The organism is Actinomycetospora sp. 2LY8.5, from assembly GCF_057180585.1.
This window is the reverse complement of sequence record NZ_JBXUHE010000075.1, coordinates 1-12,759: the sequence shown is the minus strand read 5'-3', so window position 1 is coordinate 12,759 and position 12,759 is coordinate 1. Positions and strand designations below refer to the sequence as shown.

The 12,759-nt window shown below is 70.4% G+C and carries 11 protein-coding genes; 2 read left to right on the top strand and 9 right to left on the bottom strand.

The genetic code is table 11. The features are described 5' to 3' along the window. Window positions 1-244 precede the first annotated feature (244 nt). From AC2A1K_RS34795 to AC2A1K_RS34765, 7 genes are read right to left on the bottom strand one after another with little or no spacing between them, the layout of a single operon-like run. Window positions 245-1,762: a fatty acyl-CoA synthetase gene (locus AC2A1K_RS34795; RefSeq protein WP_483900927.1), complete on the bottom strand. Its 1,518-nt coding sequence runs from the start codon at window positions 1,760-1,762 to the stop codon at window positions 245-247. A 47-nt stretch (window positions 1,763-1,809) separates the two neighbouring features. Next, window positions 1,810-2,682 (bottom strand): hydantoinase B/oxoprolinase family protein, encoded by an 873-nt coding sequence (locus tag AC2A1K_RS34790; protein WP_483900926.1) that lies wholly within the window; start codon window positions 2,680-2,682, stop codon window positions 1,810-1,812. Then, a complete protein-coding gene (locus AC2A1K_RS34785; RefSeq protein ID WP_483900925.1) occupies window positions 2,655-3,986 on the bottom strand; it encodes a hydantoinase B/oxoprolinase family protein in 1,332 nt (443 codons plus the stop codon). The genes AC2A1K_RS34790 and AC2A1K_RS34785 overlap by 28 nt, the downstream gene beginning before the upstream one ends. Further along, complete coding sequence (locus AC2A1K_RS34780) at window positions 3,983-6,091, bottom strand: hydantoinase/oxoprolinase family protein (RefSeq protein WP_483900924.1); 2,109 nt, start codon at window positions 6,089-6,091, stop codon at window positions 3,983-3,985. The genes AC2A1K_RS34785 and AC2A1K_RS34780 overlap by 4 nt, the downstream gene beginning before the upstream one ends. After that, entirely contained in the window at window positions 6,088-7,071 is a 984-nt protein-coding gene (locus AC2A1K_RS34775; protein ID WP_483900923.1) for a DUF7064 domain-containing protein, read from the bottom strand. Before AC2A1K_RS34775 ends, AC2A1K_RS34780 begins: the two co-directional genes overlap by 4 nt. After that, window positions 7,068-7,532, bottom strand: coding sequence for a hypothetical protein (locus AC2A1K_RS34770; RefSeq protein WP_483900922.1), 465 nt, complete (start codon window positions 7,530-7,532; stop codon window positions 7,068-7,070). The genes AC2A1K_RS34775 and AC2A1K_RS34770 overlap by 4 nt, the downstream gene beginning before the upstream one ends. After that, on the bottom strand, window positions 7,522-8,622 hold the full coding sequence (locus AC2A1K_RS34765; protein ID WP_483900921.1) for a phosphotransferase family protein: 1,101 nt from the start codon (window positions 8,620-8,622) through the stop codon (window positions 7,522-7,524). Before AC2A1K_RS34765 ends, AC2A1K_RS34770 begins: the two co-directional genes overlap by 11 nt. A gap of 182 nt (window positions 8,623-8,804) precedes the next feature. Here AC2A1K_RS34765 and AC2A1K_RS34760 point away from each other — a divergent pair, with 182 nt between their 5' ends. Both AC2A1K_RS34760 and AC2A1K_RS34755 read left to right on the top strand, forming a co-directional pair. Further along, on the top strand, window positions 8,805-9,449 hold the full coding sequence (locus tag AC2A1K_RS34760) for a response regulator (protein WP_483900920.1): 645 nt from the start codon (window positions 8,805-8,807) through the stop codon (window positions 9,447-9,449). Then, window positions 9,449-11,473: a GAF domain-containing sensor histidine kinase gene (locus AC2A1K_RS34755; RefSeq protein WP_483900919.1), complete on the top strand. Its 2,025-nt coding sequence runs from the start codon at window positions 9,449-9,451 to the stop codon at window positions 11,471-11,473. Before AC2A1K_RS34760 ends, AC2A1K_RS34755 begins: the two co-directional genes overlap by 1 nt. 15 nt (window positions 11,474-11,488) lie before the next feature. Here the strand turns inward: AC2A1K_RS34755 and AC2A1K_RS34750 are convergent, their stop codons facing one another. Together AC2A1K_RS34750 and AC2A1K_RS34745 are read right to left on the bottom strand one after the other, a co-directional pair. Beyond that, a complete protein-coding gene (locus tag AC2A1K_RS34750) occupies window positions 11,489-12,439 on the bottom strand; it encodes a hydantoinase B/oxoprolinase family protein (protein WP_483900918.1) in 951 nt (316 codons plus the stop codon). A 47-nt stretch (window positions 12,440-12,486) separates the two neighbouring features. Continuing rightward, a partial coding sequence (locus AC2A1K_RS34745) for an integrase core domain-containing protein (protein ID WP_483900917.1) occupies window positions 12,487-12,759 on the bottom strand: 273 nt, incomplete at its 5' end.

The following is a 12,759-nucleotide window of genomic DNA, read 5'->3' as shown; positions in this document are numbered from 1 at the left end:
CCCTGCCCACCTGGGGCCTCCCTCCGAAGTGTCCAAGCACCACGAAGAGTGAGGCCCCAGGCCCATGATCAGGCCGAGGGTGAAGATCGTGTCCCGGTCAGCCCTCCACGCTCAATGACGAAGAGCCCCATATCTACACAAATCGGGCACACCCGGCGGTGCCGAATATGGTCGCCGCGCGGGGCTGGGCGCCGCCCGCCGACATCGAGTCCGGCGTCGGGCGGCCCGACGCCCACGACACGGCTCAGAAGTCCCGAAGTACCCGTTTGAGCAGTTTGCCGGACTGGTTGCGTGGGAGTTCCTGGACCAGCCGCACGGACTTGGGCACCTTGTATCCGGCGAGCCGGTTCTTGACGTGTGTGATCAGGGCGCTCGTATCGGTGTCGCCACCGTCCGGGCGCAGGACGACGAACGCGGTGACGGCCTCGATCCAGCGCTCGTCCGGCGTGCCGATGACGGCGGCCTCGGCTACAGCGGGGTGGGTGTAGAGCGCGTCCTCGACCTCCCTGGAGGCCACCAGCTCGCCCCCGCTGTTGATCACGTCCTTGATCCGGTCGACCACGGTGATGTAGCCCTGTTCATCGATGGTCACGAGGTCGCCGGAGTGGAACCAGCCGTCGCGGAAGGTCTCGGCGGTCTCCTCGGGCTTGTCCCAGTAGCCCTCGCAGAGCTGGGGCGAGCGGTAGACGACCTCGCCGGTGCCGCCCGGCGCGACGTCCGCGCCCTCGTCGTCGATGACCCGCAGCTCGACGAACAGCACGGGCCGCCCGCAGGACTCGGGTCGCTCGTCGTGCTCGTGGGGAGCCAGCACCGTGGCCAGCGGGCCGATCTCGGACTGGCCGAAGCAGTTGTACACCTGCAGCTCCGGCAGGGCCTGGCGCAGCCGCGCCAGAACCGGCCCGGGCATGATCGACGCGCCGTAGAACGCCTTGCGCAGGCTCGACAGGTCGCGGTCGGCGAAGCCGGGGTGGTTGGCCAGCGGCACCCACACCGTGGGGGCGAGGAAGAGGGCACCGAGCCGGTCGGTCTCGACGCGGCGCAGGATGTCGGGGACCTCGGGCGCCTCCATGAGGTGGTTGGTCGCGCCGACCATGAGGTAGGGCATGAGGAAGCAGTGCATCCCGGCCGAGTGGTACAGGGGCATGGGGTGCAGTGGGGCGTCCTCGGCGCCCATCTCGAGGGCATGCACGCAGGAGACGTATTCGTGGACCAGCGCGCGGTGGGTCATCATCGCGCCCTTGGGCTTGGACGTGGTGCCGCTGGTGTAGAGCAGCTGAACCAGGTCTCCGTCGGAAACCTGGGTGTCGAGGTCGGGGACGGGCCCGGAGCGGGCCGCGTCGAGGAGGGAAGCCGGGGCGTCGCGCAGCGACACGACCTGTTCCGGCTGCTCGGTCAGGGCGTCGACGTGTTCGGCGAGGGAGGGGTCGACCAGCAGCACATTGCTGCCGGACTGCTCGACGAGATAGGACAGCTCCTCACCGGTCAGCGCGTAGTTGACGGGGACGTGGACCGCGCCGAGTCGGGCGCAGCCGAGGTAGGCCAACAGGTAGGCATCGGAGTTGCGTCCGTAAGTCGCCACCCGGTCGCCGTGGCTCACGCCGAGCTCGCGCAGGAAACCGGCGGCCCTGGACACCGCGTCGTCGAGCTCGCGGTAGGTCCACGACCGGTCGTCGAAGTGCAGCGCGACACGCGAGGGGGAGCGCCGCGCGCTGCGCCGCAGCACACCGTCGACGGTGCCGGACCGCGGGTTCACACCGGCCATGACGTGTCCTTTCCGAAGCTGTTGCGGTCGGGCTCGCCGTCGGATGATCAGGTCGGCCAGGGATCGATGACGCCGGGGCGGGCGGCCGCCACGTCGTCGGACCCGGCCAACGTCACGTCGGTCCCGAGGGCACTCGCGCAGCTCGGGCACCAGTGCTCGCGGACGACGACCTCGTCGCCGTCGCGGCGTCGGCGACCTCGCAGGTGCAGAGCGGCGAGGAAGGAGGAGACCTCCTTCTCGGTGCTCAGCGCGCCCTCGCGCCAGTTGGTGCCGTGCGGCGCCAGCTGTTCCGCGCACGAGCCGCACACCCACCCGGTCGCCTCCTGACGGAGCGAGACGTGGACGACAGGGGGGACGGCGTCGACGCGAGGGGGCGTGCCCAACCGCGCTGCCCTGATCGACGCCCTCTGCTGCTCGGTCGCGGGGAGGTCCACCTCCGTGCCGTCCAGCACGACGCCGTACGCGTCCCGGGCGTGCGCGCCGCTGACGTAGCCGTCGACGACGTCCTTGCGAACGCGTTCGGGGTCCCTGAGGAGCGGGTCGCCCAGCCCGCCCCCGCCGCCGTGGACCGATCGGAAGACGTCACCACGACCGAGCACCAGGGAGCCGTGCTTGGCCGTCACGGGATCCGGGGAGCCGACCACCCGGTCACGGGTCGGCAGCACCTGATCGGCGAGGAGCTCCTCGACGTTCGTGTCGCGCAGCACGACCCAGTCGGCCGTCGACCCCGGGAGCCCGCCGGCCGCACCACGAGGCGCGACCAGGGAGCACGAGTTGAACGCTCCCCCGTGGAGCCGCTCCGAGTCGAGAATGGCGATCGCGCTGTCCAGGCCGTGGCCGCCGCGGAACGCTCCGGGTCCTCCGGTGTCGGGCGCGATCTCCCGCCAGAGGATCAGCCCGGGCTGGCTCGCCTCCTCCATCTCCACGTCGAGCGTCGACTGCCCGATGTTCGCCTGCGACCGTAGGTCTCCAGACCATCGAGCACGGACTGCCCGCCGCCCCCGCAGCCGAAGCCGATCGAGCCGGGGAAGACCACGACGGACCGGCCCGTCCGGCCGTCGACACCCGAGGCGGAGAAGACAGCCAGGTCCTGCACGGGTTGTCCGGCGACCCGGCCGTTGATGGCCGGGTCCCCGCTGAGCATGCAGGCCTGGGACAGCACGTCGCAGACGAGCTTGTTGATCTGCATCCCGGTCTCCATGTGCGACATGGAGACCGCGGCAGGGGCCTCGGAGTTCACGACGGTGCCCCGCGGACCGAGGTCGAAGTGCACAGGCGGCCAGATCCCCGCGTTGACCGGCACGTCGTAGAGCAGCTGCGCCATCAGCGTCGCCCAGCTCTGGCCGATGACCGCGGGGGCGGCGCCGTTGATGAATGCGTCGGCCTGCGGGCCACCCCGGAACTGGAGGACCAGTTGCTCGCCGTCAACGACCATCCGGCAGCGCACCGAGTGCAGATCCTGGCGGCCGGCGCCGTCGTACTCGACCCAGTCGGCGCTCTCGTAGGTGCCGTCGGGCAGGGCGGCGATCCGTTGGCGGGCGGCCGCCTCGGACAGGTCCTGGGCTTGACGGTTCCGCGCTCGGAAGCGTTCCAGGCCGATCCGGTCGACCATGTCGGTGATCCGACGTTCCCCGGCCTTGTTGGCCGCCAACAGGCCGCGCACGTCGTTGAGCACCGTGGTGGACATGCGCACATTCGTGGCGATGAACTGCTCCCACTCGGGATCCAGCACGCCGTCGCGGGCGAACCGGGTCCCCGGGAAGCGCATACCCTCGGCGAAGGCGTCCCGGGCACCGGGCGCGAACCCCGACACGGCCATCCCGCCGATGTCGAGGACGTGCTCGTTGACGTAGCCCCATCCGATCAGCTCGCCGCCGTGAAAGTAGGGCACCAACACCCCGATGTCGCCCTGGTGGATCGCGCCGGACGTGTGCGGGTCGTTGCAGAGGAACGCGTCGCCCGGGCGGACCTCGTTGCGCGCGACCCGCGCCCGGACGGCCTCGAGTCCGAGGACAGCGGTGGCGATGTGGAAGGTGACGGAGCCGGAGAACGCCAGCTGGCGGCCGTCCTCGTCGAGGATGCAGGTGCTGAAGTCCTTGCTCTCGGTGACGATGCGCGACCCGGAAGTGCGCTGCAGGGTCAGCGCCATCTCGCGAGCGATGTTGCGCACCGCGCGTTGATGGACCTCGACCACGATCACGTCGTCCTGCTCGAGCGTGCTCACCGGTCCTGTCCCTCCGATGCGATGTCGATGGTGAAGCCGTAGAAGTGGTCGCGCACCGCCGTTGAACCCAGGGGGAGGTAGATCGTGGTGTCGCCGGCGTCGACGATGGCCGGACCGGCCAGCCGCGCCCCGGGTTTGATCTCCTTCTCGGAGAAGACCGGGATCTCGGTGCGCTCGTGCCGATCGGGGAGGTACACGTTCCGGTGCTCGCGGGGCGAGGGCTGCTCGGAGCCCCCGGCCGACGCGTCTCGGTCGGCAGGCTTGGGGCGCCTCGACGTCACCTTGAGCACGTAGTTGACCATGACGGTCGCCGCGCCCTTCCACGCGGTGCCCTCGCCGTAGGCGCGTTCGTAGATCTTCGGGAAGCGGCTCTCCAGGTCGGCGGCGTCCCCCTCCACCAGGGCCCGTTGGGGCAGCGGGACGTTGACCTCGAACGTCTGACCGGCGAAGCGCAGGTCTGCGCTGCGCGCGACCTCGAGTTGCTCCGGCGTGATGCCCTCGGCCGCGGCGTCGGCGCGCGCTCGGTCGAGCATCGCCTCCGCGACGGCGTTGACATCGCTCAACGGCTGGCTCTGGTCCAGGGACCACTGGACCGTGCGCTCATACTGACGGACGTAGTCGGCGATGAGCACGCCGTACGCGGAGAAGGCCGAGCTGTTGTCGGGGATGACGACCTTCGGGCAGCCGAGGAGACGGCTGATCTGCACGGCGAACAGCGGGAGCATGCCGCCGTAGGCGAACAACGTGAAGTCCCGTGGATCCTGGCCGCGCTCGATCGTCACCTCACGCAGCGCGTTGGCCATGTTCGCAGCGGCGAGGTCGTGGATACCCGTGGCCGTTCGTTCGACGGACCACCCCAACGTGGTGCCGATCTCGCCCTGGATCGCCCGGTGCGCCGCCACGAGGTCGAGGGTGTAACGGCCCCGCAGGTAGTTCGACGGATCGATCAGGCCGAGCGCCACCATCGCATCGGTGACGGTGGGGCGGGTGCCGCCTCGGCCGTAGCAGGCCGGCCCGGGCTCGGAGCCCGCGGAGTGGGGCCCGATCTGTGGGACCCCGCGCGAATCCAGCCAGGCGATGCTCCCGCCGCCCGCGCCGACCGAGATGATGTCGATGACGTTGATGCCGGTCTCGATCTGTCCGAAGGTCGCACGCTTGGCGATGGCGGGCTCCCTGCCGACCAGGACGCTGGTGTCGAACGTCGTTCCACCCATGTCGCCGACCAGGACGTTCTCCACGCCCAGGCGTTCTGCGAGGTAGCGCGCGCCCATCACCCCACCCGCCGGACCCGAGGCGAGCAGCGTCACCGGTTCGCGCTGGACGACGTCGATCCCCACGCTGCCGCCGACGCCCTGGAAGAAGGTGAGCGATCCCGTGAACCCGCCCGCCTCCAGCGCCGTCTGCAGGGCTTCCACGTACCGGGTGGTGGCGCGGTGGGCCATGCAGTTGAACACGGCGGTCAGGAAGCGCTCGTACTCGCGGATCACCGGGTGGATCTCCGCGGAGAGGGTGACGAAGGACTCCGGGAACTCCTCGCGCACGATCTCCTTCGCGCGCCGCTCGTGCACCGGATTGGAGAACGACCACAGGAAGCAGATCGCGATGCCCTCGACCCCGCGATCGCGCATGCGCCGGACAGCGTGCCGGATCTGTTCCTCGTCGAGCGGGACGACGACGTCCCCGCGGCTGTCGACCCGCTCCTCGATCTCCTCGATGCAGTCGCGGTCCAGAATGTCGGGAGGTGCCGCCTGGGACAGGTGCTCGTCGAAGACGGGGACGCGGGCGCCGCGGGCGATGCGGAAGGTGTCACGGAACCCGCGTGTGATCAGCACTCCGACCTTGGCGCCGCGCATCTCGGTGAGCACGTTGGTGACGATCGTGGTGCCGTTGACGAAGGCGCGGCAGTCGGACAGCACCTCGGCGGTGGTCAACCCGAGGGTGCTCGCCGCGTTCTCGAGTGCGGCGAGGATTCCCTCGCTGTAGTTGCCGTGGGTGGTGAACGACTTGCTGCGGACCAGCCCCATCGGGCCGGTGAGCATGAGGTCGGTGTGCGTTCCGCCCACGTCGATCCCGACGGCGAATCGTCCGGTGGCCTCCGTGGTCATTTCGCACCACCCTTGTGCGCGCGCATCTCCCGAGCTTCCCAGTGCCACTTGTAGTCGCCCCATCCTTCGCGGCCCTCGTGTTCCCAGCGCACCAGTGAGGCGATGTTGTACTGGTTCGGCCAGCTCGGGATGGGCAGGCTGGCCGTCGACTCGCCCTCGAAGCGGTACTGCCGGCCGCGGACGTCCTCGAGCTCGTAGACGAGCCGGTCGATCGTCCATCCGGTCCGTTCGTATCGACCGGTTCCCCGCCGGACGGCATGGGGCTCGCCGTCGTCGAGGACGTAGCCGTTGGTCACCTGGGCTCCGTGCTCGTCGTTCTCGCGCGTCATCACGTGGAACGCCAGGTCCGGCCCGAAGAAGCCCTCGTCGAAGTTCCCGCGGCCGTGACCGTGCTCGGGCCGCGGCGCCCAGGAGTGGTCGCGGTTCGAGTAGCAGTCGACGGCGATCTTCTTCCCGTTGAGGACCAGGTCGCCCCTGACGTGCATGGTCTGGTCGATGTGGCCGATCTCGTCGCTCCACAGCGCACCGACCTGGTGGAAGTGGCTGAAATCGGTGCCGTCGGAGGCCACGACCATCTCGTGGCTGGACACGGGGCGCATGATCCCGTCGAGCTCCAGGTCGAACGACGTGTCACGGCCGTCGTGGTAGCGCACCTCCCAGCGCTGTCCCGGCTCGACCATCCGCACCTCCAGGCCGTTGGCCAGGCGGTAGTGGTCGAGGTTGCCGGGCGGCATCGGCAGGTGCACCCGGGCGTCGCGGTGGTCGAGGTCGAGCACCGAGGAGCAGTGCCGGGTCCAGATGGTGACGTGGGAGAAGACGACGTCGAGGTTCGTCCGGAACCCAGCGTAGATCGAGGCCCGCAGGTTGTGCTCCGGGACGAGGAACGAGAACCAGTTCGTCTCGAGCCATTCGGTGTTGCGGTAACCGGGTCGGTGGAAGAGGGCGTCCCTCGGTGTCGGACGCGCCGGGTGGTCGTTCATCCGTCGGTCTCCTTCACGGTGATGGACCTGGTCGTCGTGGTCGACCCGTCGGCCCAGCGGGCGCGTGCCGTGCGCATGACCTCGGTCTCCAGTGCGGCCGCCGACCGCACGACACGTCGGACCTCGTTGAGCGTGGTGTCGTCTCCCTGCTCGTGGAGTACACCCATGACTGCGGTGATCTCCCGGACCAGCGATGCGTGCCGCGCGAGCGGGTCGGCGTCGTCGAGCAGGTCCGTCGGTGTCACGCTCGCTGTGGCGAGCTCCAGCGCACGCCGCAGGAGAGCGTTCTCTCGCTGCAGGGTGGCGAAGAGGTCGTTCCAGAGATGTCCGGTCTCGCCGACGAGCTGGACCACCGCGTCGACCTTGCGTCGGGCCTCCTCGCCGGCGAGAGCCGGCGCGACCTCGTGCTGCAGTGTCTCGGCCGCTCGGGCGAGCAGGCGGCCGTGCGTCTCAAAGAACACCGCGACCCTCCTCGAAGGAGAGGATCTGGTCGATGAGATAGCCGCCGGACAGGCTGGGCTTGTTGTAGATCGTCAGGATGCGCAGCTTCGTGCTCCCCTCGACCGCGCCCGGCAGGGCGATGAGCTGGGTCCAGAGGTGGTAGAAGAGCGCGAAGACGACGTAGTAGTGCAACTTCCGGGCGTCGACCCCGCGTCCGGTCTTGTGTTCGTACAGCCCGAGGAACTCGTCGAGCGGGGCGAGCATGCCCATCAGCGTGGGCTGTTGCTCGCGCATCACGTTGTGGCAGGTGTAGGCGAGGTCCTGCATGGGGTCGCCCACGGTGGCGCCCTCCCAGTCGAGCATCGCCACCAGTCGCTGGTCGCGCCAGATGAAGTTGCCGATGCGGAAGTCGCCGTGGACCAGCACCAGGTCGTCGGGATCGCCCTCCGGTGCGTGCCGGCGGAGCCAGTGCGCCGCGTCCCAGAAGGCCGGCACGGGGGGCCACCCCGCCGCCACCCGCTGCTCGACGACGCGCGTCTGGCGGTCGATCTGTGCCAGGAGACGGGCCCGTAGCCCGGTGTCGGACCCGAACGTCCGCCCGAAGGCCGCCGCGCGCCAGTCGACCCGTTGGATGCGCGCGAGCGACTCCAAGAACTCGTCGGTCATGTGAGCGCGCCGGACCGGGTCGATCCAGTCGCTGTGCCGGGTGATCGTGCGGTAGTCGGGTACCTCACCGCTCACGTGACCGAGCACGATGAACGGCCGCTGTGCCACGGTCGGATCGGAACAGTGCCCGAACAGCGGTGGCACCGCGACGGACGTGGACTGCAGCCCTCTCAGGACCCGGGCCTCGTGGGATATGTCGTAGGGCTCGATTGGGCCACGCTCGGGCTCGCGGCGCAGGACGACACGCTTACGCCGACCGGTCGCCGCCCGCTCGGCGAGCTCGAGGAACCAGGTCTCGTACGAGTTGCCGCCGTCCGGTCGGGAGGCTCCGGCGATGTGCACCCCGGACCAGTCGGGCACGCACTCGACGTTGAGCCACTTCTCCAGCGCCTCGCCACCGGGCACCTGGGAGCGCGGCTCGGCCTCGGGCATGCCCACGGTCACGGTGTCGTGGCCTCCTCGTCTCTCCGGCCGGCCCGGGTTCGTCGAGACCAGGCGGGGAATGGTTGCCGCACGGTTGGCGGACGGTCTCTGCACGAGGAGCTTCTCGTCCGTTCCGCGCGGACGCCTACTGGCAGTTTCGAGAGGCTTGTGATCGACGCCGCACGCGTGGTAGCGCTTACTGCGTGCGAGTGTTGATCGTCGATGATCATGAGGTGGTCCGGGAGGGCCTTCGTGCCGTGGTCGGCTCGACGCCGGAGATCACCGAGATCGACGAGGCCGGCACCGGCGCGGCCGCGCTCGACGCCGCCCGTCGATCGGTCCCGGACATCGTTCTCGTCGACTACAGGCTGCCCGACGTGACCGGGGACCAGCTGTGTGCCCAGCTCCGGGAACGTTTCCCCGCGACGAGGATCGTCGTGGTCACCACCTACCTCAGCGAGGACATCGTCCGGCGGACCCTGGCCGCCGGCGCGGACGCGTACGTGACGAAGGAGTCCGGGCTCGGGGAGCTACGCCGGGTGATCAGAGCCGTCCTCTCGGGAGCCCAACCGGCCGCCGAGGGGCACGAGGTCCTGGAGCGCCTCGTGCGCAGCGTGGCGGAGCGGCTGGCGGCCTTCCAGCTCACCCCCCGCCAGATCGGGGTGCTCGAGCTGGTCGCGACCGGCCGGACCTACAACCAGATCGCGCGGCAGCTGGCGATCTCGCAGGCGACGGTGCGGTTTCACGTGCAGAACCTCAAGAGCCGGCTCGAGGTCACCACGTCCGCTGAGTTGGTGGCCAAGGCGACGCGGTTGTCGTTGATCTCGCCTGCTTCCACCGAGGCCTGATGTCCCGTTCCGAGGTCGCGGTGGACCACGCGTCGGACTGGCCGGTTCCGTGGACTCCGGACCTCGACGTCACCGCCGTGGCGATCAGGGACGCCATGGGTGTCGACCGTGTCGTGATCCGGGCTCGGACCGCTGCTCCGAACGAGGGGACGAGGGTTCTCGCCGACGCGGGGGACCCCAGCGTGGGTCGGAGCATGATGGATCCGGATTCGGACCCGGCGAGGTGCTGGCCCGTACCCGACGGCGACGGTCTCGCCCCGGTGCTCCGGACCTCGCACGAGGGCGGGGTGTTGCTCACGACCGTCCTCGCGGTCGAGGGCCACGTCGTCGGTCTGCTCCAGGCCTTCAGCCGCGACCCCTCGACCGACCCGTCGACGGAACGCCTGCTGACGGTGTTCGCCCGACAGGCGGCTTTCGCGATCGAGCACGGTCGGTTGCAGGACCGCTCGGCCAGCCTCGCCGCGGAACTCGAGGTCCTGGCCGAGCTGGACCGGATCCCGCTCTCGGTGTCCGACCACGGAGACTTCGTCCGGCGGCTGACCGAGGTACTCGCTCCGGTCGTGGGGGCCGAGCTCGTGGCGGTGGCAGTCGTCGACGAACGACGTGACGTCCTGCAGATGCTTCCGGGCTCCTACGGGGCCTCGCCCGAGGTCGCGGCGTCTTTCCTGGTCGACACCCACGACGCGCGGAGCAGTTCGGCTCGCGCGCTGCTCATGCGTCAGCCATGGATGACCGAGACGGCCGAGCGCGAGCCGGGTGCGCTGCAGGAGTTCGTGCGGGTGTTCGGTGTCCGACGGGTCATGACGATCCCGCTGGTGCTCGGGACGCGTGGCGTCGGTGTCCTCAACCTGGCCAACAAGCCGACCCCTTTCACGGCGGCGGACGTCGCCCGGATCCGGGCGTTCGCGCCGCGGGTGGCCGGCGCGGTGGAGAACGTGCAGACGCTGGTGCGGCTCCGCCGCCGGGAGGCATTGGAGGCGGTCGTCGGCGATCTGGCGGTGGCCATCGCCCAGGGCGCGGCGCCGGGTCTGCAGCTCGACCGGGCGCTGAAGCGGTTCGCGGAGGTCACCGACGTCAGCGTCGTGATGCTCCGGCCACGCGAGGGGGAACCGACGATCGTGCGGCGCTCACCCGTGCCCGAGGCCGTCGAGCTCGACGTGCTCGCGCAGGCCGAGGGGCGGGCGCGGACACCTCGAGCCTCCCTCGTCGCGCCCGCGAGGGCCGGCGACCCCGGCTCGGCGAGCCTGCACGTCCCCGTCGTCGTCTCGGGTCAACGGGTCGCCGGCCTGTCCGCTCTCCGGCAGCGGTGTGCTCCGTTCGAGTCCGACGAGATCTCGGCCCTGTCCCGGTTGTCGGAGCTCGTGGCGCTCGCGTGGACGACGGAGCGCTACCAGCAGCAACGGGCCACCACCGCGCGGCTGGCCGAGAGGCAACGGATCGCCGAGGACCTGCACGACCGCGTCGCGCAGCTGTTGTTCTCCGGACAGTTGGCGCTGGAGTCCGTCCTGGAGCGGGACGAGCTCGGTCCCGTCGACCGCGCCGAGATCACGCGCGCCAGGGCCCACGTCGCCCGCAGCCAGACGTCGGTGAGAGAGGTCATCGAGGAACTCGCCGAGCCCCGTCGGTCCGACCTCCCGACGCGGCTCGCCGTGCTGACCGGTGAGCTCGAGTCCGAACACGGGCTGACCGTGCACCTCGACGTCGCCGCCTCCGTGATCCGCGTGGCTCGGCGAATCCGCAAGGTGCTGGCCGATCTCGCCGTCCGCGCGGCGTCGGAGGCGATCACGAACGTCGCGAAGCACGCCCGGTACGCGACGCAGGTCGACGTGCGGGTGCAGATCACCCGCGAGCGTCGGCTCCTGCTCACCGCGGTCGACAACGGAGCCGGACCTGCGTTGCGGCGACCGGGCCAGCACCAGGGCCTGACGTCGTTGCGCAACACCTACCGCGCGCACGGCGGGACCGTCCGCATCGGGCGGGACCGCCGCGGTGGGGTCAGGTTGACGGCGAGTGTGCCGATGTGACCCCGCCGCGACGCCTCACGAGGCGACCGCGACCTCAGTCGTGACGAGCGTCCCGCACCGGGGGCAGGCCCGTTCCACCAACGTCACGCTGGGGTGCTCGCTGACCCACGTGCCGTACTCGAGCATCCGCGAGGCCAGCGGGGACCGCCGGGTCGGTAGTTCGGCGGCCGGCTCCGCACCACACCCGCAGACGGGCCCGGTGCCCGAGCCGCCCAGGGCCACGGACTCGAGGGCCCAGCCGCGCCGGTCGTCGCGCCGCCCGAGGCGGAGGGCGTCGGTCGCCGACCGGTCGGGCTCGCCCTTGACGTCGAGGCTCACGCCGTACACGTGCGTCGCCGCGTCGGCGGTGACGTACCCGTCCGCGACGTCCGCGGCGACCAGTTCCGGTTCCCGGGCGAGAGGGTCGCCAAGGCCGCCGCCACCGCCCTCCCAGACGACGACGGTGTCGCCGGCGCTCAGGCGGACGGTCTGCTTGCCGTCGAGGGTGGTGACGTCGCCGCCGAGCTCGTCGGCGGAGCCCGGGACCATCCCCGGCTTCAGGGTCTCCCGCACGTCCTTGCCGGTGATGATCTGCCCGCCGCAGGTCCCGCCGGGAAGTCCGCCGAACACCCCGGGTGGGGGAACCTGCCACGAAGCGACGAAGAAGGTGAAGCTACCACCGGGGGTGTCCCACGGGGTCCAGGCGAACTCCAGACCCTGGCCCCCCCGGAAGGTGCCGGGTCCTCCGGAGCCGACGTGTATCCGCCGCCAGAGGTAGAGGACGGGGTAGAAGGTCTCGTTGACCTCGATGTCCGGGAGCGCGGGATCGAGCTGGTTCAGCCCGCCGCCCACGTCGAGACCGTCCCCGTGTGCCCCCGCGCCGAGGCCCCCTCCGCCTCCGTTCATGTCGAGGAAAGGGACCAGCGTCCCGTCAGGGGTCGGGGCGTAGAGCATGACGCCCGCGAAGCACTCTTGGCTGGGGGCCAACGTGTGGTTCCGGACGAACTCGTCGTCGGCGGCGGCCTGCAGCTGCGCTAGTTGTTGGAGCTGGACAGGTTGGTTAAGCGGGTGATCGGGGGTCGCCGTTCGGTGGCGCTGTGGGGTCGGTGATGGTTGTACTCGTGGAGCCAGCCCGGTAGGGCCTTCCGTCGCTGGGTTTCACTGAGATAGAGCCGTCGGAAGGCCCAGCCGGCGGTCATGGTGCGGTGGAACCGTTCGATCTTCCCGTTCGTCTGCGGCCGGTAGGGCCGGGTCCGCTTCGGGCGGATGCTGAGCTCGGCGCAGGTGTCGCGCCAGGCGTGCGAGCG